Origin of the sequence: Pseudomonas sp. BYT-1 (assembly GCF_023611805.1) — a bacterium.
GTDB lineage: Bacteria > Pseudomonadota > Gammaproteobacteria > Pseudomonadales > Pseudomonadaceae > Aquipseudomonas > Aquipseudomonas guariconensis.
The window spans coordinates 4748512-4770313 of sequence record NZ_CP072559.1 but is presented as its reverse complement, the minus strand read 5'-3'; the positions used below and the strand labels follow the sequence as shown (position 1 = coordinate 4770313).

The window sequence follows — 21802 nt, the reverse complement described above, 5'->3', positions numbered from 1 at the left end:
GCAGTGCGGCCCTGTCACCATGCAAGGCTCGGCGCGTTGCGTGGTGACGGGGTCTCACTGCGGCCCTTTTCATTGGCTCAAATCGCAGGCAATAAAAAACCGACCCTAGGGTCGGTTTTTCGACAAGCGCATCGCTTAGGCAGCTGCAGCTTCTTTCAGCGCCTTGATGTGGCCATTCAGACGGCCTTTGTGGCGAGCAGCCTTGTTCTTGTGGATGATGCCTTTGTCGGCCATACGGTCGATAACAGGCACAGCCAGGGTGTAGGCGGCTTGCGCTTTTTCGGCGTCTTTTGCGTCGATGGCCTTGACTACATTCTTGATGTAGGTGCGGACCATGGAACGCAGGCTGGCGTTGTGGCTGCGACGCTTCTCAGCCTGTTTTGCACGTTTCTTGGCGGAAGGTGAGTTGGCCACCGTCGAGCTCCTCGAAAGACTTTAGGTAAATAGCAAACAAAATAGGCCGCGAATCATGCCGATCAGTCGAACGGTTGTCAAGGCCACCTTGAGGGTTCCGCCGAGCGGTTCGCGAGCGTGAAGGAATGATTCCTTTCTGCGCAGCGACCTGTAAACTCGGGAGTTTTGGCTTCCCCTTCAACGGCGCGGAAGTATCGCACATTCGGGCGCTTTCTGGCAGCGCCCTCCGTCCCTGGCGTGAAATTTTTCCATGAACCTGCTCAAATCCCTGGCCGCCGTCAGTTCCATCACCATGATCTCCCGGGTACTCGGGTTCATACGCGACACCATCCTGGCGCGGGTTTTCGGCGCCGGTATCGCGACCGATGCCTTTTTCATCGCCTTTAAGCTGCCCAACCTGCTGCGCCGGATCTTCGCCGAAGGTGCGTTCTCGCAGGCGTTCGTGCCGATTCTGGCGGAGTACAAGACTCAGCAGGGTGAGGAAGCGACCCGCACGTTCATTGCCTACGTCAGCGGCCTGCTGACCCTGGCACTGGCTCTGGTCACCGCCCTGGGAATTCTCGCCGCGCCCTGGGTGGTCTGGGTGACCGCTCCGGGCTTCGTCGACAGTGCCGAAAAATACGAGCTCACCACCGCCCTGCTGCGGGTGACATTTCCTTATATATTGCTGATCTCGCTTTCCTCGCTGGCCGGGGCGATCCTCAATACCTGGAACCGTTTTTCGGTGCCGGCCTTCACCCCGACGCTGTTGAACGTCGCCATGATCGCCTTCGCCGTGCTGCTCACCCCGTATTTTGATCCACCCATCATGGCCTTGGCCTGGGGTGTGCTTGCCGGGGGGCTGGCGCAGCTGCTGTACCAACTGCCGGCATTGAAGAGGATCGGTATGCTCGTGCTGCCGCGGCTGAACCTGCGCGACACCGGCGTCTGGCGTGTGCTCAAGCAGATGCTGCCGGCGATCCTCGGAGTGTCCGTCAGCCAAATATCGCTGATCATCAACACAATCTTCGCCTCCTTCCTGGTGGCCGGTTCGGTGTCCTGGATGTACTACGCCGACCGCCTCATGGAGTTGCCCTCCGGCGTGCTGGGCGTGGCGCTGGGCACCATCTTGCTGCCGACCCTGGCCAAGACCTACGCCAATCGTGACCGGCACGAGTATTCGCGGATTCTCGATTGGGGGCTGCGTCTGTGCTTCTTGCTGGTGCTGCCTTGCACCTTGGCCCTGGGCATTCTCGCCGAGCCGCTGACCGTCGCGCTGTTCCAGTACGGCAAGTTCACTGCGTTCGATGCTGCCATGACCCAGCGCGCCCTGATCGCCTATTCGGTCGGCCTGCTCGCGCTGATTCTCGTCAAGGTGCTGGCCCCGGGCTTCTATGCGCAGCAGAATATCCGTACGCCGGTGAAGATCGCGATCTTCACCTTGGTCTGCACCCAACTGCTCAACCTGGCCCTGATCGGTCCGTTGCAGCATGCAGGCCTTGCCCTGGCGATCAGTCTTGGGGCTTGCCTGAATGCCGGTTTGCTGTACTGGAAGCTGCGCAGCCAGCAGTTGTTCCAGCCGCAGCCGGGCTGGGCGGTGTTTCTGTGCAAGCTGGTACTGGCGGTGGGCCTGATGTCCGGTGTGCTGCTGGCTGGCATGCATTACATGCCAGCCTGGGAGCAGGGCGGGATGCCTGAGCGATTCCTGCGTCTAGGGGCATTGATCTTCGCGGGTGTGGTGACCTACTTCGGTTGCCTGTTCCTGTGCGGGTTCCGGCCTCGGCATTTTGCCCGCAAGGCCTTGCACTAAGGCCGATGTCGGGTCAGACGTCGGTTTTTCGCATTCCACGTCACCCCCTGGCGCTGCTGCCTGTCACCGGCGCCCGGGTGTGGTTATAATCGGCCACTTTATGAGCAAGAAGCGCGTTATGCAGCTGGTTCGAGGTCTTCACAACCTGCGCCCCGAGCACCGGGGCTGTGTCGCCACCATTGGCAACTTCGACGGGGTTCACCGTGGCCACCAGGCAATCCTGGCGCGCCTGCGCGAGCGTGGGCAGGCGCTTGGCCTGCCAACCTGCGTGGTGATCTTCGAGCCTCAACCACGTGAATACTTCGCCCCCGATACCGCACCTGCTCGCCTGGCCCGGCTGCGCGACAAGGTCGAACTGCTGGCTGCCGAGGGTATCGATCGGGTCCTGTGCCTGGCCTTCAACCAGCGCCTGAGCCAGCTCAGCGCCCAAGAGTTCGTCAAGGCCATCCTGGTCGACGGCCTGGGTGTGCGCCACCTCGAAGTGGGTGACGATTTCCGCTTCGGCTGCGACCGCGCCGGCGACTTCGCCTTCCTGGTCGAGGCCGGGCATCAATACGGTTTCAGCGTGGAGGCGGCCAACACCGTCATCCAGGACGGACTGCGGGTGAGCAGCACCGAGGTGCGCAAGGCGTTGGCCCAAGCCGATTTCGAGCTGGCTGCGCACCTGCTGGGCCGCCCCTACCGTATAACCGGCCGGGTGTTGCACGGCCAGAAGCTGGCGCGCCAGCTCGGCACCCCCACCGCCAATATCCAGCTCAAGCGCCGCCGCGTGCCGCTGAGCGGCGTCTACCTGACCAGCGCCGAGATCGACGGCAAGGTCTGGCCAGGTGTCGCCAACATCGGGGTTCGTCCCACCGTCGCCGGTGATGGCCGTCCCCACCTGGAGATTCATCTTTTGGATTTCGCCGGCGATCTGTATGGCCGGTGCCTGACGGTGGAGTTCCACCAGAAGCTGCGCGAGGAGCAGCGTTTCGCCTCCCTGGAGGCGCTGAAGTCGGCGATCGACGCGGACATCGCCGCCGCACGTGCCCATTGGCACGCTCAACCGCTAACGAAGAGCCTGAAATGACCGACTACAAAGCCACGCTTAACCTTCCGGACACCGCCTTCCCGATGAAGGCCGGCCTGCCTCAGCGCGAACCGCAGATCCTGCAGCGCTGGGACAGCATTGGCCTGTACCAGAAGCTGCGTGAAATTGGCAAGGATCGTCCGAAGTTCGTCCTCCATGACGGCCCGCCCTATGCCAACGGCAAGATTCATATCGGTCATGCGCTGAACAAGATCCTCAAGGACATGATCGTCCGTTCCAAGACCCTGTCGGGCTTCGATGCGCCCTACGTACCGGGCTGGGACTGCCACGGCCTGCCGATCGAGCACAAGGTCGAGGTCACCCACGGCAAGCACCTGACCGCAGACCGCACCCGCGAACTGTGCCGTGAGTACGCCGCCGAGCAGATCGAAGGCCAGAAGACCGAGTTCATCCGCCTGGGTGTGCTGGGCGACTGGGACAACCCCTACAAGACCATGAACTTTGCCAACGAGGCTGGTGAAATCCGTGCCCTGGCCGAGATGGTCAAGCAAGGTTTCGTGTTCAAGGGCCTCAAGCCTGTGAACTGGTGTTTCGACTGCGGATCGGCCCTGGCCGAGGCCGAAGTCGAGTATGCCGACAAGAAATCCCAGACCATCGACGTGGCCTTCCCGGTCGCCGATGCCGACAAGCTGGCTGCCGCCTTCGGCCTGGCGAGCCTCGCCAAGCCCGCCGCCATCGTCATCTGGACCACCACCCCTTGGACCATCCCGGCCAACCAGGCGCTGAATATCCACCCGGAGTTCAACTACGCCCTGGTCGACACCGGCGAGCGCCTGCTGGTGCTGGCCGAAGAACTGGTCGAGTCCTGCCTCAAGCGCTACAACCTGGAAGGTTCGGTGATCGCCACCGCGCCGGGTTCGGCACTTGAACTGATCAATTTCCGTCACCCGTTCTACGACCGCCTGTCGCCGATCTACCTGGCCGACTACGTCGAACTGGGCGCCGGTACCGGCGTGGTGCACTCCTCGCCAGCCTACGGTGAAGACGACTTCGTCACCTGCAAGCGCTATGGCATGGTCAACGAAGACATCCTCACCCCGGTGCAGAGCAACGGCGTGTATGTCGAGTCGCTGCCGTTCTTCGGCGGCCAGTTCATCTGGAAGGCCAACCCGGCGATCGTCGACAAGCTGAGCGAAGTCGGCGCGCTGATGCACACCGAGACCATCAGCCACAGCTACATGCACTGCTGGCGTCACAAGACCCCACTGATCTACCGCGCCACCGCCCAATGGTTCGTCGGCATGGACAAGCAGCCCACCACCGGCGAGCCGCTGCGTGAGCGTGCCCTCAAGGCCATCGAAGACACCAAGTTCGTGCCGTCCTGGGGCCAGGCCCGCCTGCACGCGATGATCGCCAATCGCCCTGACTGGTGCATCTCGCGTCAGCGCAACTGGGGCGTGCCGATTCCGTTCTTCCTCGACAAGCAGACCGGCGAGCTGCACCCGCGCACCGTCGAGCTGATGGAAGAAGTGGCCAAGCGCGTCGAGAAGGAAGGCATCGAGGCGTGGTTCAAGCTGGATGCCGCTGAATTGCTCGGTGAAGAAGCCGGCCAGTACGACAAGATCTCCGACACCCTGGACGTCTGGTTCGACTCCGGCACCACCCACTGGCATGTGCTGCGTGGTTCCCACGATATCGGCCATTCGACCGGCCCGCGCGCCGACCTGTACCTGGAAGGCTCCGACCAGCACCGCGGCTGGTTCCACTCTTCCTTGCTGACCGGCTGCGCCATCGACAACCATGCGCCATATCGCGAACTGCTGACCCACGGCTTCACCGTGGACGAGAGCGGCCGCAAGATGTCCAAGTCGCTGGGCAACACCATCGAGCCACAGAAGGTCAACGACACCCTGGGTGCCGATATCCTGCGCCTGTGGGTCTCGGCCACCGACTATTCCGGCGAAATGGCGGTCTCCGAGCAGATCCTGCAGCGTAGCGCCGACGCCTACCGTCGTATCCGTAACACTGCGCGCTTCCTGCTTTCCAACCTGTCCGGCTTCGACCCGGCCCGTGACCTGCTGCCGGCCGACGACATGCTGGCGCTGGACCGCTGGGCCGTCGACCGCACCTTGCTGCTGCAGCGCGAACTCGAAGAGCACTACAGCGAGTACCGTTTCTGGAACGTCTACTCCAAGGTGCACAACTTCTGCGTTCAGGAGCTGGGTGGCTTCTACCTCGACATCATCAAGGACCGCCAGTACACCACCGGCGCCAACAGTGTCGCCCGACGCTCCTGCCAGACCGCGCTGTACCACATCAGCGAGGCCCTGGTGCGCTGGATCGCCCCGATCCTGGCGTTCACCGCCGACGAGATCTGGCAGTACCTGCCAGGCGAGCGCAACGAGTCGGTGATGCTCAACACTTGGTACCAAGGGCTGTCCGAGCTGCCGGAAGGCTTCGAGCTGGATCGCGCCTACTGGGATCGCGTCATGGCGGTCAAGGCAGCGGTCAACAAGGAGCTGGAGAACCAGCGCGCGGCCAAGGCCATCGGTGGCAACCTGCAGGCTGAAGTCACCCTGTTCGCCGAAGAAGGCCTGAGCGCCGACCTGGCCAAACTGGGCGATGAACTGCGCTTCGTGCTGATCACTTCCGCCGCCAGCGTGGTGCCGTTCGTCCAGGCGCCGGCCGATGCCGTGACAACCGAAGTCGAAGGCCTCAAGCTGAAAGTCGTCAAGTCCGGCCATGCCAAGTGCGGCCGTTGCTGGCACTTCCGCGCCGACGTCGGCAGCCACCCGGAGCATCCGGAAATCTGCGGCCGCTGCGTAGACAACCTCAGCGGTTCCGGCGAGGTGCGCCACTATGCCTAATCCTGCAGCGGGGCGCTTGGGGCGCCTTGCCTGGCTCTGGCTGAGCCTGGTGGTCCTGGTCCTTGACCAGGCCACCAAGGTCTATTTCGAGGGTGCCCTTAAGCTGTACCAGCAGATCGTGGTCATCCCCGATTACTTCAGCTGGACCCTGGCCTACAACACTGGTGCTGCATTCAGCTTCCTGGCCGACAGCTCCGGCTGGCAGCGCTGGCTGTTCGCCCTGATCGCCGTGGTGGTCAGTGCGGTGCTGGTAGTCTGGCTCAAGCGCCTGGGGCGCAACGACACCTGGCTGGCCGTGGCCTTGGCGCTGGTGCTCGGTGGTGCGCTGGGCAACCTGTACGACCGCATTGTGCTGGGCCACGTGGTCGACTTCATCCTGGTGCACTGGCAGAACCGTTGGTATTTCCCGGCCTTCAACCTGGCCGACAGCGCTATCACCGTTGGTGCGGTGATGCTGGCGCTGGATATGTTCAAGAGCAAGAAGTCCGGAGAGCCTGTCCATGACTGAAACCCGTATCGGTCAGAACACTGAAGTCACCCTGCACTTCGCGCTGCACCTGGAAAACGGCGACACCGTCGACAGCACGTTCGACAAGGCACCAGCCACCTTCAAGGTGGGCGACGGTAATCTGCTGCCAGGCTTTGAAACCGCGCTGTTCGGCTTCAAGGCCGGTGACAAGCGTACGCTGACCATCGTCCCTGAGAACGCCTTCGGCCAGCCGAACCCGCAGAACGTACAGGTCATGCCGCGCTCGCAATTCGTTGACATGGAGTTGTCCGAAGGCTTGCTGGTGATCTTCAACGACGCCGCCAACGCCGAGCTGCCTGGCGTGGTCAAGGCGTTCGACGACGACCAGGTGACCATCGATTTCAATCACCCACTGGCTGGCAAGACCCTGACTTTCGAGGTGGAGATCCTCGAGGTCAAGGCCCTGTAAGCCTGGAGCCGAGCATGCAAATCAAACTCGCCAACCCTCGCGGATTCTGCGCGGGGGTCGACCGGGCGATCGAGATCGTCAACCGCGCCCTGGAAGTCTTCGGCCCGCCGATCTATGTGCGTCATGAAGTGGTGCACAACAAGTTCGTGGTCGAGGACCTGCGCAACCGCGGGGCCATCTTCGTCGAAGAGCTCGACCAGGTGCCGGACGACGTCATCGTCATCTTCAGCGCCCATGGTGTTTCCCAGGCCGTGCGCCAGGAAGCGGCCGGCCGGGGGCTGAAGGTGTTCGACGCCACCTGCCCGCTGGTGACCAAGGTTCACATCGAGGTGGCCAAGTACAGTCGCGATGGCAAGGAGTGCATTCTCATCGGCCATGCCGGGCATCCGGAAGTCGAGGGCACCATGGGCCAGTACGACGCCAGCAATGGCGGCGCGATCTACTTGGTCGAGGATGAGGACGATGTCGCCAACCTTCAGGTTCGCGATCCCGAGCACCTGGCCTTCGTGACCCAGACGACTCTGTCGATGGATGACACCAGCCGTGTCATCGACGCCCTGCGTGCGCGCTTCCCGAACATCGGTGGTCCGCGCAAGGACGACATCTGCTATGCCACGCAAAACCGTCAGGACGCCGTCAAGCAGCTTGCCGATGAGTGTGACGTGGTACTGGTGGTCGGCAGCCCCAACAGTTCCAACTCCAACCGCCTTCGCGAGCTGGCCGAACGCATGGGGACCCCGGCGTACCTCATCGACGGTGCCGAGGACCTGCAGCAAGGCTGGTTCGAGGGCGTGGCCCGTATCGGCATCACCGCGGGTGCCTCGGCTCCCGAAGTGCTGGTGCGTGGCGTGATCGAACAACTGCGTGCCTGGGGCGCCACCGGCGCTGAAGAGCTCGATGGCCGGGAAGAGAACATCACCTTCTCCATGCCCAAGGAACTGCGGGTTCGCTCGCTGATCTGATCAGGCGCCTGCGCACCGTGACGAGTCTCTCGTTCCGGTGCGCAGGTCGACCCTGCCGCTGGGTGCCAACACCACCCAATACCGGCTCGTTTGCTCCGTGCGTGGGCAAATCTCCAACGTAGCCCCGAGAAACCCGCGATTGCCCCGCAGCGGAACGCCCAGGCCGCTGAATGTCACCTCGTTATCCACATTGCTGGCGATCTCGAGCCTGCGCGCGAGGCGTTGCTCGTGCAGTAGTTGCCCGTTGTGTGCCAGGTGTGTACGCCAGCCCAGACCCCAGTCCCCCTCCAACGCTTGTACCTGTACCGCTTGCTGCTGTAGCACGGCATGGCTGCGTGCGCTACGCAGTGCTTGCGCCAAGTAGCGGGCCGCGGCGGCTTGGTGCAGGTCGTGACTGAGATTGGCGTAGGCCGGCAATCCAACTTGTGCCAGAAGGCTGATCAGCGCCAAGGCGCACATCATTTGTATCAGTGTTGCTCCACGTTGCTGCACCGTGCATTTCTCCCAGGACGTGCTTCGCTGTAGCTTCGAGGCCGACGGACAGGGCGTCCAGTCGGCAGATTTGGAGAGCAAGAGCAGGAAAATTCCCAGGAGGGAAGGATGCAAGCGAGGGAGCGCGGCATAACGCTGCTGGAAGTGCTGTTGACGATGACTGTGTTGGCGCTGGGGTTGTTCGCTGCCGCGGCTCAACAATTGCGCGGGTTGCAGATAAGTGACGAGGCGCGGCGTGACAGCCAGGCGGTCTATTTGGCGCAAGGGTTGTTGGAGCGCGGCAGGGCGGTCGGTGTCCTGCCGGAGGACGAGCGGGCGGATTGGCAAGGCCGGATTCGCCGGCTGCTGGGTGCTTCGGCGCAAGGTCGGGCGACGGGCGCCGGTGAAACCTGGTCGTTGGAAATTCACAGGTCAGGCCAGGCGCTCATCAGCTTGCGGGGCAGGGTATCGCCATGAGGCATACCCAGGCAGGCTACGGGTTGCTCGAGGCCTTGCTGGCGCTGACGATCGGGCTGGTACTGCTGGGGACGGCGAGCCAGGTGTTCGTGTCCACCTATCAGGCTTGGCAAGCGCAGGCCGCCACGGCACGACTGCAGGATGACGCCCGGCTGGCGTTGCATCGCATGGCTCAGGACATCCGTTCGGCCGGTATGTTGGGCTGCCTGCGTCACGACGCCATCACCTTCGACAGCCCGGCGGCAGCCGCCGCCTTCGCCCAGCCTGTGCGCATCGCCCGAACCGGGGGCGGACGCCTGGAGAGCCTGAACCTGGTCGGTGAGCAATTACCCGGCACCGGGCGACAAGCGGACTGGGTACTGCTGACCGATTGCCTGAGCTGGGCCCAGGTGAGTAACCCGCGCGACGTCAGCGCGCGATCCGATGCGCTGCTGTTCCCCCTCCAGCGCATTGCCTACCAACTGCAGGGTAATGATTTGCGGTTGGTGCGTGGCAGCCAGTCCCAGACGCTGATCGATCAGGTGCATGACCTGCGCGCCACGCTGGTGCCGACGCAAGAGGGCGGGCGCGTCGATGTGCAGCTCACGTTGTTCGACCCGCGCCACCAGATCGAGCTGCGGCATGAGATGAGTGTGGCCCTGCGCAACCGGTTGCCCGAGTCATGAGGCGCCAACGGGGTATCGTCCTTCTGACCGGACTGCTGCTGAGTCTGCTCTTGGGGCTGCTGGCGGCATCGGCGCTGCACGACGCCCTGCGGCTGGCGCGCTCGACTGCTCAACTGCTGGTCAGTGCCCAAGCACTGGAGCAGGCAGAGGCAACCTTGCTGGAGGGCCGTGACCGCTTGCTGCGGGCGCCGCCAAGGCCCTGCGCGCCGCCCTGTGCGCCGCCCGCCGAAGCCCATGATGTGCGGGGCGGGGAGGCGGCATGGCAGCGAGCGGAGCAGGGTTTTTTCTTTCTGCAGAACCTGGGTGAAAGCACTCGGGCGGTACATGTCCCCGAAGACATCCCTGTGCGCCTGTTCAGGGTCACGGCGGTGAGCCAGCACCTGACGGCGCGGCATGTGCTGGAAGCAATCTACGCCGTTGAGGCAGGGCAAAAGACGCGCGCCCAGCGCATCGTATGGCGCCAACGATTGAGGGAACAGTGACATGCAGCGAGGCCTTGGCCTGATCGAATTGTTGATTGTGCTGGCGGTGACCGGCATTCTGGCAGCCATTGCCTACCCCAGTTACAGCGACCAGCTCAGGCGTGCCGCGCGAAGCGAAGTGATTGGCCTGCTGCAGGACGCAGCCCTGCGTCTGGAACGCCACAGAGCGCGTACTGGACAGTACGCCGATCCTGACCCTCAGGTACCGCCTTTGCCTGTCGGCACACGCTATTACCGCTTGCTGGCGCAACGTGACGACGACAGCTTCGTGCTGCTCGCCAGGCGCCTGCCCGAGGGCATGATGGTTGACGATCGTTGTGGCGACTTCCAGCTCGATCAGGCTGGAGTGCGTGGCAATCCGGGTGCCGGCATGCCGGCCGAAGATTGCTGGGGGCGTTGAAGGCCCGGATTTAATTCAGCTAGTGGATCGACAGATGAGCAAGCAAGTAGTGGTTGTCGGTGGTGGGGTGATCGGGCTGCTGACGGCGTTCAACCTGGCGCCGAAGGTCGACCAGGTGGTGGTATGCGATCAGGGTGAGGTGGGGCGCGAGTCGTCCTGGGCCGGCGGCGGTATCGTCTCGCCGCTGTACCCCTGGCGCTACAGCCCGGCGGTAACCGCCCTGGCGCACTGGTCGCAGGACTTCTATCCACAACTGGGTGAGCGCCTGTTCGCCTCTACCGGCATCGATCCGCAAGTGCATACCACCGGCCTGTACTGGCTGGACCTGGACGACGAAGCCGAAGCCCTGGACTGGGCTCAGCGCGAGCAGCGGCCGTTGAGCGCTGTGGATATCTCGGCGGCATACGATGCAGTACCGGTGCTTGGCCCTGGCTTCAAGCGCGCTATCTACATGGCGGGGGTGGCCAATGTGCGTAACCCGCGCTTGGTGAAGTCACTCAAGGCTGCATTGCTGGCGATGCCCAATGTGACCCTGCGCGAGCATTGCCCGGTCAGCGGGTTCTGCCAGGAAGGTGGCCGCATCACTGGCGTACACACTGCCGAGGGCGTGCTGACGGCGGACGAGGTGGTGCTCAGTGCCGGTGCCTGGAGTGGCGACCTGCTGCGTACACTGGGGTTGGAACTGCCGGTGGAGCCGGTGAAGGGGCAGATGATCCTGTTCAAGTGCGCCGAAGACTTCTTGCCGAGCATGGTCCTGGCCAAAGGGCGCTATGCCATTCCGCGTCGTGACGGGCACATCCTGGTGGGCAGTACCCTCGAGCACGCCGGATACGACAAGACTCCCACCAACGAGGCGCTGGAAAGCCTCAAGGCTTCGGCGGTGGAGCTATTGCCGGCCTTGGCGAATGCCGAAGTGGTAGCACATTGGGCTGGCCTGCGCCCTGGCTCGCCGGAAGGGATTCCCTATATCGGGCCAGTGCCGGGGCACGAAGGGCTGTGGTTGAACTGCGGGCATTACCGCAATGGGCTGGTGCTGGCGCCCGCATCGTGCCAGCTGTTCACCGACCTGTTGACCGGCGGTCAGCCGATCATCGATCCGGTGCCTTATGCGCCAGGTGCGCGTCTGGTTTGACTTCGCAGCTCCCGCAGGATCTGTGGGAGCGCGTTTATCCGCGAATAGGTCGGCGCCAGCACGAGGCAGTTGTTCCGAACAACCAACGATCGACCTCAGCGCTGTTGCCCTGGCCCTTGCTCCAGATGAGCCTGGCTGCAATACCAGTCATTGCCCCGTCGCAATGCGCGATCGTTGGGTAGGTGCACGCCGCAGTGGGCGCAGCGCACCATCTTCAGCGGGTCATCGAGCTTGGGCTCGGAGGAAGACTGCTGGCTGGCGTTGAATTTGCGCCACAGCCAGAACGCAGCGCCGATCACGGCGATCCAGAAAAGTAGACGAACCATGGTGTCCAGTTTGTCGAGAGGAAAGACCGACAGTCTAGGGCGCAGCCAATAAAAAAGGGAGGCCTTGGGCCTCCCTTTCTGTTGCGCGTGATATCAGTCGAACAGACCAAAGGTCATGTAGCTGAACCACGAGCGGTCTTTTTCGGCTTCTTTCGGGCCTTCCGGCAGGATCGGGTTGCCGTCCTCGTCCTTGGGCAGCAGCTCTTCAGGCATCTCCGAGCGCGCATCCTGGAACTGCTTGACCACGTCCTGGTTGGCGCGGGTTTCGCCCGGCGGCAGCGGGGTCTCGGTCTCGATCAGGCCCAGGGTGGCCTTGGACAGCCAGGAGCGGTTGTCGGCTTCTTCCTGCTTGGGCTGGAATTGACCGTCGACCAGGCTCGGGTGGTCCGGGTAGTTGAGCTTGAGGGTTTCCAGGCTGGTGGCAGCCAGTTCGTCCAGGTGCAGGCGCTGGTAGGCCTCGACCATCACGGCCAGGCCGTCGCCGACCGATGGGGTTTCCTGGAAGTTCTCGACCACGTAGCGGCCACGGTTGGCGGCGGCCACATAAGCCTGACGGCTCAGGTAGTAGTCGGCGACGTGAATTTCGTAGGAAGCCAGCAGGTTGCGCAGGTAGATCATGCGCTGCTTGGCGTCCGGCGAGTAGCGGCTGTTGGGGAAGCGGCTGGTCAGCTGGGCGAACTCGTTGTAGGAGTCGCGGGCGGCACCTGGGTCACGCTTGGTCATGTCCAGTGGCAGGAAGCGCGCCAGCAGGCCGCGGTCCTGGTCGAACGAGGTCAGGCCCTTGAGGTAATAGGCATAATCGACGTTCGGGTGCTGCGGGTGCAGGCGGATGAAGCGCTCGGCGGCGGATTTGGCAGCCTCCGGCTCGGCATTCTTGTAGTTGGCGTAGATCAGTTCCAGCTGTGCCTGGTCGGCGTAGCGGCCGAACGGGTAGCGCGATTCCAGGGCCTTGAGCTTGTTCACGGCGCTGGTATAGCTGTGGTTGTCCAGGTCGGCCTGCGCCTGCTGGTACAGCTCGGCCTCGCTGAGGTTCTCGTCGACGACTTCCTTGTTGGAGGAACAGGCAGCGGTGAGCCCGAGAATGGCGATCAGCAGCAGGTGTTTCACTTGCATGGCGGCTTGCGTCCCTTTGACGGCCGCTGTCTTGGGCGGTGCCGTCCTGTTATGATGAGCGCCCCCGGCCAAACCCGGGGCAAAAGAAGCCGTATTTAACCACAAGCGTGCAGCTGAAACCAAAGGCTGTGCGCCCGCCGAATCGAGCATGTCCGAGATCATTCAACTTAGCGCAGAGGTCCCGTCCGAACTGGGGGGCCAACGCCTCGACCAAGTCGCCGCCCAACTCTTCTCCGAGTACTCGCGCTCGCGCCTGTCCTCGTGGATCAAGGACGGCCGCCTGACGGTCGACGGCGCGGTACTGCGCCCGCGCGATATCGTCCACAGTGGCTCCGTGCTGGCCCTCGACGCCGAGCAGGAAGCCCAGGGTGAATGGGTGGCCCAGGACATCGAGCTGGATATCGTCTACGAAGACGACCAGATCCTGGTGATCAACAAGCCTGCCGGGCTGGTGGTCCACCCGGCGGCGGGCCATGCCGACGGCACCCTGCTCAATGCCTTGCTGCACCACGTGCCGGACATCATCAACGTGCCGCGTGCCGGTATCGTGCATCGCCTGGACAAAGACACCACCGGCCTGATGGTGGTGGCCAAGACCCTGCAGGCCCAGACCAACCTGGTCGACCAGCTGCAAAAGCGCTCGGTAAGCCGCATCTACGAGTGCATCGTGGTCGGGGTGGTCACCGCCGGTGGCAAGATCGACGCGCCTATCGGCCGTCACGGCGGCATGCGCCAGCGCATGGCGGTGACCGACGGCGGCAAGCCTGCGGTCAGCCACTATCGCGTACTCAAACGCTTCCGCTCGCACACGCATGTGCGGGTCAAACTCGAAACCGGCCGTACCCACCAGATCCGCGTGCACATGGCCCATGTGGGCTTCCCGCTGGTCGGCGACCAGACCTACGGCGGGCGCTTCCGCATTCCACCGGCAGCCAGCGTGGCCATGGTCGAGGCGGTCAAGCACTTCCCGCGCCAGGCCTTGCATGCGCGCTTCCTGGCGTTGGACCACCCGACCACCGGCGAACGCATGGAATGGGCTTCGCCGTTGCCGGATGATTTCGTCTGGTTGCTGTCGCTGCTCGCCCAAGACCGTGAGAGCTTCATCGGATGAGCGGCCTGACGCAGTCGCTGCTGTTCCCCGACTGGCCGGCCCCGGCCTCGGTGCACGCCTGCGTCACCACCCGCGAGGGCGGCGTCAGCCTGCCGCCCTACGAGTCCTTCAACCTGGGTGACCACGTGGGCGACGACCCGGTTGCGGTCGCCGAGAATCGCCGCCGCCTGAGCGACGCCTTCGGCATCCGGCCGGCCTGGCTCAAGCAGGTGCATGGCCTGGTTGTGGCCGATGCCGACCCGGCGGTGGTGGCCGAGGCCGACGCCAGTTTCACCGACCAGCCCGGCATCGCCTGCACGGTGATGACCGCCGACTGCCTGCCGGCTCTGTTCTGCGACCGTGCCGGTACTCGCGTGGCGGCCGCTCATGCAGGCTGGCGCGGGTTGGCTGGCGGTGTGCTGGAAGCCACGCTCGATCGCCTCGGTGTTCCTGCCGACGAGGTGTTGGTATGGCTGGGTCCGGCCATTGGGCCACAGGCGTTCGAGGTGGGGCTGGAAGTGCGCGATGCTTTTACCGCCGTGCACCCCGAGTCTGCTGCAGCCTTCGTCAACGGTGAGCGCCCGGGCAAACTGATGGCCGATATCTACCAGCTGGCGCGTATCCGCCTGGCGGCCCGTGGTGTCACTGCTGTGTATGGTGGTGGTTTCTGCACGGTCAACGACCCTCGCTTCTTCTCTTATCGACGCACGCCGCAGGGTGGGCGTTTCGCTTCGTTGGTCTGGCTGCGGCCTTGATGCCCTAGAGGCCGCTTCGCGCCTCATCCCAGACCTCGCCAGCGCCTATAGTCTCGCGAATATCTTGTAGAAGCCTGCCCGGGCGCGCAAAGCGCTCTTGGTCAGATCCGCACTGCTGACCTATGTCAACCCCGCTAAGCTTGAAAAACCCAGAATCAGCCTTATCTATTGGTCATCTCAGGCAGGTTCTTCATTACAGGTGCTATCCATCGCTCCGCCTGCCCTTATAGGAAGGTATCCCCATGCGAATAGACCGTTTGACCAGCAAGCTGCAACTGGCGTTATCCGATTCCCAATCCCTGGCCGTGGGCATGGACCATCCGGCCATTGAACCTTTGCACTTGATGCAGGCGCTGATCGATCAGCAAGGCGGGTCCATCAAGCCGCTGCTGATGCAGGTCGGCTTTGACATCAATGGCCTGCGTCAGGCTCTGGCCAAAGAGCTGGACCAACTGCCGAAAATCCAGAATCCCACGGGCGATGTGAACATGTCCCAGGACCTGGCGCGCCTGCTCAACCAGGCCGACCGCCTGGCCCAGCAGAAGGGCGACCAGTTCATTTCCAGCGAGCTTGTGTTGCTCGCCGCCATGGACGAGAACAGCAAGCTTGGCAAACTCCTGCTCAGCCAGGGCGTGAGCAAGAAGGCGCTGGAAAACGCCATCAACAACCTGCGCGGCGGTGCGGCGGTCAACGACCCCAATGCCGAGGAGTCGCGCCAGGCTCTGGACAAATACACCGTCGACCTGACCAAGCGCGCCGAGGAAGGCAAGCTCGACCCGGTGATTGGCCGTGACGATGAGATCCGCCGTACCGTGCAGGTCCTGCAGCGTCGTACCAAGAACAACCCCGTGCTCATCGGTGAGCCTGGCGTGGGCAAGACCGCCATCGCTGAAGGCCTGGCCCAGCGCATCATCAACGGCGAAGTGCCCGATGGCCTCAAAGGCAAGCGCCTGCTCGCCCTGGACATGGGCGCGCTGATCGCTGGCGCGAAGTATCGCGGTGAGTTCGAAGAACGCCTCAAAGCGTTGCTCAACGAATTGTCGAAGCAGGAAGGCCAGATCATCCTGTTCATCGACGAACTGCACACCATGGTCGGCGCCGGTAAAGGCGAGGGCGCCATGGACGCCGGCAACATGCTCAAGCCGGCCCTGGCCCGTGGTGAACTGCACTGTGTGGGCGCAACCACGCTCAACGAGTATCGCCAGTTCATCGAAAAAGACGCAGCGCTCGAGCGCCGCTTCCAGAAGGTGCTGGTCGAGGAACCGAGCGAGGAAGACACCATCGCCATCCTGCGTGGCCTGAAGGAGCGCTACGAGGTGCACCACAAAGTGGCCATCACCGACGGTGCCATCATCGCCGCAGCCAAGCTCAGCCACCGCTACATCACCGACCGTCAGTTGCCGGACAAGGCTATCGACCTGATCGACGAAGCGGCCAGCCGCATCCGCATGGAGATCGACTCCAAGCCTGAAGTGCTCGACCGCCTCGACCGTCGCTTGATTCAGCTGAAGGTGGAGTCCCAGGCGCTCAAGAAAGAAGAAGACGAGGCCGCGAAAAAACGCCTCGAGAAGCTGACCGAGGAAATCGAGCGTCTGGAGCGTGAGTACTCCGACCTGGAAGAAATCTGGGCCTCGGAAAAAGCCGAGGTGCAGGGTTCTGCGCAGATCCAGCAAAAGATCGAGCAGGCCCGTCAGGAACTCGAAGCTGCCCGCCGCAAAGGTGACCTGAGCCGCATGGCCGAGCTGCAGTATGGGATCATCCCTGATCTTGAGCGCAGCCTGCAGATGGTCGACCAGCACGGCAAGACCGAGAACCAGTTGCTGCGTAACAAGGTGACTGAAGAAGAAATCGCCGAAGTGGTCTCCAAGTGGACCGGCATCCCGGTGGCCAAGATGCTCGAAGGCGAGCGTGAGAAGCTGCTGAAGATGGAAGAGTTGCTGCACCAGCGCGTGATCGGCCAGAACGAAGCCGTCACCGCCGTGGCCAACGCCGTACGTCGCTCCCGGGCCGGTCTCGCCGACCCGAACCGCCCAAGCGGCTCGTTCCTGTTCCTCGGCCCGACCGGTGTGGGCAAGACCGAGTTGTGCAAGGCGCTGGCCGAGTTTCTCTTCGATACCGAGGAGGCCATGGTACGGATCGACATGTCCGAGTTCATGGAGAAGCACTCCGTGGCTCGCCTGATCGGCGCTCCACCCGGATACGTCGGTTACGAGGAGGGCGGTTACCTGACCGAGGCTGTGCGTCGCAAGCCGTATTCGGTGGTGCTGCTGGACGAAGTGGAAAAGGCTCACCCGGACGTGTTCAACGTGCTGTTGCAGGTACTTGAAGATGGCCGCTTGACCGACAGCCATGGCCGTACCGTGGACTTCCGCAACACGGTGATCGTGATGACCTCCAACCTGGGCTCGGCGCAGATCCAGGAACTGGCCGGTGACCGTGAGGCGCAACGTGCGGCGGTGATGGACGCGGTAAGTTCGCACTTCCGTCCGGAGTTCATCAACCGGATCGACGAAGTGGTGGTGTTCGAGCCGCTGGGGCGCGAGCAGATCGCCGGTATCACCGAGATCCAGCTTGGCCGCCTGCGCAGCCGTCTGGCCGAGCGCGAGCTGTCGCTGAGCCTGAGCCCAGAGGCCTTGGACAAACTGATCGCAGTCGGTTACGACCCGGTGTATGGCGCACGGCCGCTCAAGCGTGCGATCCAGCGCTGGATCGAAAACCCGCTGGCGCAGTTGATCCTCGGTGGGCAGTTCTTGCCTGGTGCGGCGATCACCGCCAAGGTCGAAGGCGACGAAATCGTCTTTGCCTGAGCCCGGCAGTCAAGAAAGAGCCCCGCCTTGGCGGGGCTTTTTCGTTTCGGCTTTGCGGCGTTGGGCCTGTCGACGCAGTTGCTCGGTAACGCAACCCCCTGATTTTTCTGGGCCCGATCTAACTAACTGAATATTTTGAAAAAAATGCTTGCACAGAAAATCGAGTGCCCCTAATATACGCCCCGCTGTCAGGCACTACACAGATCACCGGCGGTACAAGGGATCTGAAAACAATTTGCAAATCAGTAACTTGAAAGCAAATTGGGGGTTGACAAGCAAAACGAAGAATGTAGAATAGCCGGCCTCAGCAGCGACAACGCTGAAGAGTTCGAAGCTAACACAGGCTTCGAAGTTGTACGAAGTTCAGTTCCGCGATAGCTCAGTCGGTAGAGCAAATGACTGTTAATCATTGGGTCCCTGGTTCGAGTCCAGGTCGCGGAGCCAATTTCGGGGTGTAGCGCAGTCCGGTAGCGCGCCTGCTTTGGGAGCAGGATGTCAGGAGTTCGAATCCCCTCACCCCGACCATTTTCCGGGTCGTTAGCTCAGTTGGTAGAGCAGTTGGCTTTTAACCAATTGGTCGTAGGTTCGAATCCTACACGACCCACCATGTAAAAAGGGCATCTCGAATGAGATGCCCTTTTTCTTTTGCCTCGAATTTATCCAAACTTGTCACTGCACGACGGCACCCGTCAGTGCCCCTTCAAAGATTTCGGGCAGTACCCGACGATGAAGCACAAAAAAAGCACCTTCCGGTGCCTTGATGTGTATCGCCGCCGGTTGGGGGAGCGGGTTTGCCTGCGAAAGCGATAGCCGATTCACTATCGTACTCGCGGACAACCCCATTCCTCCAAGCGAGGGCTGGTCTGTCAGTGCAGTTTCAGGCGCGGCTCAGTACCCCGCCCAATCTTGCTACCCAGCATCATCAGTGCCGTGCGGAAGAACCCGTACAACGCCATCTGGTGCATCCGGTACAGCGACACATAGAACATCCGCGCCAACCAGCCCTCCAGCTTCACGCTGCCCATCAGGTTACCCATCAGGTTGCCCACCGCCGAGAAGCGAGACAGCGAAACCAGCGAGCCGTAGTCCTTGTATTCATAAGTCGGCAGCGGCTTGTTCTCAAGCCGAGCCTTGAGGCTCTGAGCAAGCATCGAAGCCTGCTGATGCGCGGCCTGGGCCCGTGGCGGCACGTTGCGGTCGCTGCCGGGTTGCGGGCAGGCGGCGCAGTCACCGAAGGCGAAGATGTTGTCGTCGCGGGTGGTCTGCAGGGTCGGGCGCACCACCAGCTGGTTGATGCGGTTGGTTTCCAGGCCATCAATGTCCTTGAGGAAGCCTGGCGCCCGGATACCGGCCGCCCATACCTTGAGGCTCGCCTGGATCACTTCGCCGGACGCCGTCTTCAGACCATCCTCGGTCACTTCACTGACCGCCGCGTTGGTCATCACTTTCACCCCGAGTTTTTCCAGGGTCTTGTGCACCGGCACGCTGATACGCTCAGGCAGGGCAGGCAACACGCGTGGGCCTGCCTCGATCAGCGTGATGTGCATGTCCTTGGGCTGGATGCGGTCCAGGCCGTAGGCCGCCAGTTCGTGGGCCGCGTGGTGCAGTTCGGCCGCCAGTTCCACACCGGTGGCGCCGGCGCCGACGATAGCCACGCTGATCTTCTCGCTGGCCACATCACCGGCATGGGCGCGCAGGTAGTGGTTGAGCAACTGCTGATGGAAGCGCTCGGCCTGCTTGCGGGTATCCAGGAACAGGCAATGCTGCGCTGCACCGAGTGTGCCGAAGTCGTTGGTGTTGCTGCCCACGGCGATGACCAGGGTGTCGTAGCCCAGGGTGCGCGCAGGCAGCAGTTCGCGACCTTCTTCATCGAGGGTTGCGGCCAGTTGGATCTGCTTGGTCTCACGGTCCAGGCCGCTCATGCGCCCCAGCTGGAAATTGAAGTGATTCCACTTGGCCTGGGCCACGTAGTTCAGTTCGTCTTCCGAGGAGTTCAGCGAGCCGGCGGCCACTTCGTGCAGCAGGGGCTTCCAGATGTGCGTGAGGTTGGCGTCGACCAGGGTGATCTCGGCCTGCTTGCGCTTGCCCAGGCTTTTACCCAGGCGGGTCGCCAGTTCCAGGCCGCCGGCGCCGCCGCCGACAATCACGATGCGATGAGTCATGGGGATATCTCATAAGGTTTAAGGAATTCTTGGCCCCAAGGGCCGGCCGCGACAGGGGCGAGGGGAGGGCGAGCGCAAGGCAGCTCATAGCACCAGTCCACTCAACAGGCGGCTAAGCAGGCCCAGGCCGATGGTCACAGCCACCACTACCACGAGGAGCAGCAAAGGCCGGAATGGCTTGCGCTCGACTCGATGCTGAGGTGCCTGCAGGTATTCATCGACACGACGCTGATCTTCTGGATTCAAGCGGCTGGTCATGGTGGGCCTCGTCAGATAGACGCTTGTGACTGCGAAAACACCACAGGGTTCTCGCAAGCACTTGATATCGAATGATAATGCTTTCTATCACTGGCGCCGAGTGTACGCCATCGCAAAGACTCTCGGCAGTGGATCAAAGACTGATACCGACATCGAAGACAATGCTGCGCCCCAGGTTCCCGCGCAGAAAATCCGGTGCGTCGGGGTGGGCGAACAGCACCCGGGCGAACGTCGGCCCCACCAGCGACAGCGAGCGCCACCCCTGGCGCAGGTACTCGGTAGGCGGCGGGAAGTGGCTGTTGAGGTCCAGCACTTCGCGCTTGAGGCTGGCGAAGGCGATGATATCCAGCTCGCTCAGATCCAGCCCGCGTTCCCGATAGTTGTGCGCCTTCTTGCGCAGCGTCGGGGCCAGGCGCCCGAGCAGCTCCTGGGCGCTGATCCGCCTTGGCCGCGCCTCGCGACGCACCAGCTGGCTCAGGGAAAACGCACTGCGCCGGCGTTGCAGCTCCTCGCGCCATTCGTCATTGAGCCGGCGCCCTTCATCGAGCACGAAGAACACCTCGAAGGCGGCATCACGAAACAGCACGTCAGGCGGCTCCTGGCCCGCCGGTGTGAAGTCCTCGCTGCGATAAGCGATGTTCAAGCCTTGCAACAGGCGCTGGCACACCCAACGCTCTCGTTCCCATTTACGGGCGTTGGAGAGAAAGGCATTGGCTTGTTCGGCCTGGATGGTGAGCAGGCGCAGGTAGTCTGAGTCATCCATGGGAACAAGCTTAGTCGCTAATCCATGACGGTAAGATGCTGTTTGTGCGCAGGAAACCGGTGGCAGAACGATAGCCTCGGCAATCGGGTGTAGACTCGGCGTATCCGCGACCGTCCGAAGGAGCGAACCGGTGATCAGTGCGCAGGTCCTGTCCACCGCCAGCCTGACCCTGGGTTGGCTCGGCTATGTGCCCCTGTTGGTATGGGCCCTAAGCCGCACGCGTTGGGTCGAGTTGTTCAGTGACAGCCGTCGCCAGCATTTGCTGTTTGGCACGGTCTTCGGCTTGTTCGTGCTGTGGTTGGTCCGGCGGGATTTCGACACAGGCGTCTCCTACCACTTCATCGGTATGACTGCGGTGACCCTGTTGCTGGACTGGCCGCTCGCGGTTCTCGGCGGTTTCCTCGCCCAACTCGGGTTGCTGGCGCTGGGCCGACAGGACCTGGCCGCCCTGGGCGTCAACGGCCTGTTGATCATCGGCCTGCCGGTGCTGGTCACGGAGGTCTGCGCGATCCTGGTCGAGCGCGCCCAGCCGCGTAACCTGTTCGTCTATATCTTCTCTGGATTTTTCGCCGCGGCGTTGTCGGCCTTGCTGTGCGTCCTGGCTGGGCTTGGCCTGCTCTGGCTGGATGGACGTTTCGCCATGCCGGAATGGCTGTCGGACTTCATTGGCTACCTGTGGTTGATCATCTTCCCCGAGGCTTTTATCAATGGGACGGTGATCAGTGCTTTAGTGGTGTTTTGTCCGGAGTGGTTGGAGACGTTCAATCGCACCCGATATTTACAGGCGCCTTGGAATGATGACGAGAGGCGTTGAATAGTTATCGCCGGTAGTCAGTTCTTGTTTGATAGTTCCAACAGTGTCTGTAGTACGTTTCCTTGTTTGACCTTTTACTGCGCTTGC

At 62.6% G+C, this 21802-nt stretch carries 22 protein-coding genes and 3 tRNA genes; 18 read left to right on the top strand and 7 right to left on the bottom strand.

The annotated features are described in order from the left end of the window. Nucleotides 1-135: 135 nt before the first annotated feature. A complete protein-coding gene (gene rpsT / locus J5X93_RS22325) occupies nt 136-414 on the bottom strand; it encodes a 30S ribosomal protein S20 (protein WP_010220592.1) in 279 nt (92 codons plus the stop codon). 250 nt (nt 415-664) lie between these two features. On the opposite strand from rpsT, the gene murJ reads away from it, so the two are divergent. From murJ to ispH, 6 genes are all read left to right on the top strand, one after another. Next, complete coding sequence (murJ, locus tag J5X93_RS22320; protein WP_102081569.1) at nt 665-2203, top strand: murein biosynthesis integral membrane protein MurJ; 1539 nt, start codon at nt 665-667, stop codon at nt 2201-2203. Between the two features lie 118 nt (nt 2204-2321). Beyond that, nucleotides 2322-3272: a bifunctional riboflavin kinase/FAD synthetase gene (ribF, locus tag J5X93_RS22315; protein ID WP_182816446.1), complete on the top strand. Its 951-nt coding sequence runs from the start codon at nt 2322-2324 to the stop codon at nt 3270-3272. Continuing rightward, nucleotides 3269-6100, top strand: a complete 2832-nt coding sequence (gene ileS, locus J5X93_RS22310) for an isoleucine--tRNA ligase (protein ID WP_090346938.1) — start codon at nt 3269-3271, stop codon at nt 6098-6100. The genes ribF and ileS overlap by 4 nt, the downstream gene beginning before the upstream one ends. Then, complete coding sequence (gene lspA / locus J5X93_RS22305; protein WP_043209674.1) at nt 6093-6608, top strand: signal peptidase II; 516 nt, start codon at nt 6093-6095, stop codon at nt 6606-6608. Before ileS ends, lspA begins: the two co-directional genes overlap by 8 nt. After that, nucleotides 6601-7038, top strand: a complete 438-nt coding sequence (gene fkpB, locus J5X93_RS22300) for an FKBP-type peptidyl-prolyl cis-trans isomerase (protein WP_043209672.1) — start codon at nt 6601-6603, stop codon at nt 7036-7038. The genes lspA and fkpB overlap by 8 nt, the downstream gene beginning before the upstream one ends. 14 nt (nt 7039-7052) lie before the next feature. Further along, nucleotides 7053-8000 carry a 4-hydroxy-3-methylbut-2-enyl diphosphate reductase gene (gene ispH / locus J5X93_RS22295; protein WP_043209670.1) on the top strand — a complete coding sequence of 316 codons (948 nt, stop codon included), beginning with the start codon at nt 7053-7055 and terminating at the stop codon, nt 7998-8000. Here ispH and J5X93_RS22290 read toward each other — a convergent pair whose 3' ends face one another. Further along, a complete protein-coding gene (locus J5X93_RS22290) occupies nt 8001-8492 on the bottom strand; it encodes a GspH/FimT family pseudopilin (protein WP_043209669.1) in 492 nt (163 codons plus the stop codon). 108 nt (nt 8493-8600) lie between these two features. On the opposite strand from J5X93_RS22290, the gene J5X93_RS28645 reads away from it, so the two are divergent. From J5X93_RS28645 to thiO, 5 genes are read left to right on the top strand one after another with little or no spacing between them, the layout of a single operon-like run. Next, a complete protein-coding gene (locus tag J5X93_RS28645) occupies nt 8601-8948 on the top strand; it encodes a type IV pilus modification PilV family protein (RefSeq protein ID WP_182816440.1) in 348 nt (115 codons plus the stop codon). Further along, nucleotides 8945-9613, top strand: a complete 669-nt coding sequence (locus J5X93_RS22280; protein ID WP_182816438.1) for a PilW family protein — start codon at nt 8945-8947, stop codon at nt 9611-9613. The genes J5X93_RS28645 and J5X93_RS22280 overlap by 4 nt, the downstream gene beginning before the upstream one ends. Then, nucleotides 9610-10095, top strand: a complete 486-nt coding sequence (locus tag J5X93_RS22275; protein WP_090346939.1) for a hypothetical protein — start codon at nt 9610-9612, stop codon at nt 10093-10095. The genes J5X93_RS22280 and J5X93_RS22275 overlap by 4 nt, the downstream gene beginning before the upstream one ends. Before the next feature lies 1 nt (nt 10096). Next, nucleotides 10097-10495 carry a type IV pilin protein gene (locus J5X93_RS22270; RefSeq protein WP_043209663.1) on the top strand — a complete coding sequence of 133 codons (399 nt, stop codon included), beginning with the start codon at nt 10097-10099 and terminating at the stop codon, nt 10493-10495. Between the two features lie 34 nt (nt 10496-10529). Continuing rightward, the gene (gene thiO / locus J5X93_RS22265) at nt 10530-11627 is read left to right on the top strand and encodes a glycine oxidase ThiO (protein ID WP_197852746.1); all 1098 of its coding nucleotides are present in this window, start codon (nt 10530-10532) and stop codon (nt 11625-11627) included. Nucleotides 11628-11722: 95 nt separating this feature from the next. On the opposite strand, the gene J5X93_RS22260 is transcribed toward thiO, so the two are convergent. Then, nucleotides 11723-11953, bottom strand: coding sequence for a PP0621 family protein (locus tag J5X93_RS22260; RefSeq protein WP_043209659.1), 231 nt, complete (start codon nt 11951-11953; stop codon nt 11723-11725). Nucleotides 11954-12046: 93 nt separating this feature from the next. After that, nucleotides 12047-13066 (bottom strand): outer membrane protein assembly factor BamD, encoded by a 1020-nt coding sequence (locus tag J5X93_RS22255; protein WP_043209657.1) that lies wholly within the window; start codon nt 13064-13066, stop codon nt 12047-12049. 148 nt (nt 13067-13214) lie between these two features. On the opposite strand from J5X93_RS22255, the gene rluD reads away from it, so the two are divergent. The 6 genes from rluD to J5X93_RS22225 all read left to right on the top strand — a co-directional run bounded on the left by rluD (nt 13215) and on the right by J5X93_RS22225 (nt 18325). Then, nucleotides 13215-14177, top strand: a complete 963-nt coding sequence (gene rluD / locus J5X93_RS22250; RefSeq protein WP_043209655.1) for a 23S rRNA pseudouridine(1911/1915/1917) synthase RluD — start codon at nt 13215-13217, stop codon at nt 14175-14177. Then, the gene (gene pgeF, locus J5X93_RS22245) at nt 14174-14911 is read left to right on the top strand and encodes a peptidoglycan editing factor PgeF (RefSeq protein WP_043209653.1); all 738 of its coding nucleotides are present in this window, start codon (nt 14174-14176) and stop codon (nt 14909-14911) included. The genes rluD and pgeF overlap by 4 nt, the downstream gene beginning before the upstream one ends. 242 nt (nt 14912-15153) lie before the next feature. Continuing rightward, nucleotides 15154-17718 carry an ATP-dependent chaperone ClpB gene (clpB, locus tag J5X93_RS22240; protein ID WP_043209651.1) on the top strand — a complete coding sequence of 855 codons (2565 nt, stop codon included), beginning with the start codon at nt 15154-15156 and terminating at the stop codon, nt 17716-17718. Between the two features lie 368 nt (nt 17719-18086). Further along, nucleotides 18087-18162: transfer RNA gene (locus tag J5X93_RS22235), tRNA-Asn, on the top strand. A gap of 4 nt (nt 18163-18166) precedes the next feature. Then, nucleotides 18167-18243, top strand: a tRNA-Pro gene (locus J5X93_RS22230). A 6-nt stretch (nt 18244-18249) separates the two neighbouring features. Next, a tRNA-Lys gene (locus J5X93_RS22225) sits at nt 18250-18325 on the top strand. A 259-nt stretch (nt 18326-18584) separates the two neighbouring features. On the opposite strand, the gene J5X93_RS22220 is transcribed toward J5X93_RS22225, so the two are convergent. From J5X93_RS22220 to J5X93_RS22210, 3 genes are all read right to left on the bottom strand, one after another. Continuing rightward, a complete protein-coding gene (locus J5X93_RS22220) occupies nt 18585-19880 on the bottom strand; it encodes an NAD(P)/FAD-dependent oxidoreductase (RefSeq protein ID WP_043209649.1) in 1296 nt (431 codons plus the stop codon). Nucleotides 19881-19964: 84 nt separating this feature from the next. Next, nucleotides 19965-20138: a DUF3094 family protein gene (locus J5X93_RS22215; RefSeq protein WP_043209647.1), complete on the bottom strand. Its 174-nt coding sequence runs from the start codon at nt 20136-20138 to the stop codon at nt 19965-19967. Nucleotides 20139-20271: 133 nt separating this feature from the next. Beyond that, nucleotides 20272-20901: a DUF1780 domain-containing protein gene (locus J5X93_RS22210; protein WP_043209644.1), complete on the bottom strand. Its 630-nt coding sequence runs from the start codon at nt 20899-20901 to the stop codon at nt 20272-20274. Between the two features lie 130 nt (nt 20902-21031). Between J5X93_RS22210 and J5X93_RS22205 the strand changes: the two genes are divergently transcribed. Beyond that, on the top strand, nt 21032-21715 hold the full coding sequence (locus tag J5X93_RS22205) for an energy-coupling factor ABC transporter permease (protein ID WP_043209642.1): 684 nt from the start codon (nt 21032-21034) through the stop codon (nt 21713-21715). The last annotated feature ends 87 nt before the right edge of the window (nt 21716-21802 follow it).

What these genes read in the sequence shown, in the direction of transcription:
- murJ (WP_102081569.1), top strand. Translation starts at nt 665, where the DNA reads ATGAACCTGCTCAAATCCCTGGCCGCCGTCAGTTCCATCACCATGATC.
- ribF (WP_182816446.1), top strand. Translation starts at nt 2,322, where the DNA reads ATGCAGCTGGTTCGAGGTCTTCACAACCTGCGCCCCGAGCACCGGGGC.
- ileS (WP_090346938.1), top strand. Translation starts at nt 3,269, where the DNA reads ATGACCGACTACAAAGCCACGCTTAACCTTCCGGACACCGCCTTCCCG.
- lspA (WP_043209674.1), top strand. Translation starts at nt 6,093, where the DNA reads ATGCCTAATCCTGCAGCGGGGCGCTTGGGGCGCCTTGCCTGGCTCTGG.
- fkpB (WP_043209672.1), top strand. Translation starts at nt 6,601, where the DNA reads ATGACTGAAACCCGTATCGGTCAGAACACTGAAGTCACCCTGCACTTC.
- ispH (WP_043209670.1), top strand. Translation starts at nt 7,053, where the DNA reads ATGCAAATCAAACTCGCCAACCCTCGCGGATTCTGCGCGGGGGTCGAC.
- J5X93_RS28645 (WP_182816440.1), top strand. Translation starts at nt 8,601, where the DNA reads ATGCAAGCGAGGGAGCGCGGCATAACGCTGCTGGAAGTGCTGTTGACG.
- J5X93_RS22280 (WP_182816438.1), top strand. Translation starts at nt 8,945, where the DNA reads ATGAGGCATACCCAGGCAGGCTACGGGTTGCTCGAGGCCTTGCTGGCG.
- J5X93_RS22275 (WP_090346939.1), top strand. Translation starts at nt 9,610, where the DNA reads ATGAGGCGCCAACGGGGTATCGTCCTTCTGACCGGACTGCTGCTGAGT.
- J5X93_RS22270 (WP_043209663.1), top strand. Translation starts at nt 10,097, where the DNA reads ATGCAGCGAGGCCTTGGCCTGATCGAATTGTTGATTGTGCTGGCGGTG.
- thiO (WP_197852746.1), top strand. Translation starts at nt 10,530, where the DNA reads ATGAGCAAGCAAGTAGTGGTTGTCGGTGGTGGGGTGATCGGGCTGCTG.
- J5X93_RS22260 (WP_043209659.1), bottom strand. Translation starts at nt 11,953, where the DNA reads ATGGTTCGTCTACTTTTCTGGATCGCCGTGATCGGCGCTGCGTTCTGG.
- J5X93_RS22255 (WP_043209657.1), bottom strand. Translation starts at nt 13,066, where the DNA reads ATGCAAGTGAAACACCTGCTGCTGATCGCCATTCTCGGGCTCACCGCT.
- rluD (WP_043209655.1), top strand. Translation starts at nt 13,215, where the DNA reads ATGTCCGAGATCATTCAACTTAGCGCAGAGGTCCCGTCCGAACTGGGG.
- pgeF (WP_043209653.1), top strand. Translation starts at nt 14,174, where the DNA reads ATGAGCGGCCTGACGCAGTCGCTGCTGTTCCCCGACTGGCCGGCCCCG.
- clpB (WP_043209651.1), top strand. Translation starts at nt 15,154, where the DNA reads ATGCGAATAGACCGTTTGACCAGCAAGCTGCAACTGGCGTTATCCGAT.
- J5X93_RS22220 (WP_043209649.1), bottom strand. Translation starts at nt 19,880, where the DNA reads ATGACTCATCGCATCGTGATTGTCGGCGGCGGCGCCGGCGGCCTGGAA.
- J5X93_RS22215 (WP_043209647.1), bottom strand. Translation starts at nt 20,138, where the DNA reads ATGACCAGCCGCTTGAATCCAGAAGATCAGCGTCGTGTCGATGAATAC.
- J5X93_RS22210 (WP_043209644.1), bottom strand. Translation starts at nt 20,901, where the DNA reads ATGGATGACTCAGACTACCTGCGCCTGCTCACCATCCAGGCCGAACAA.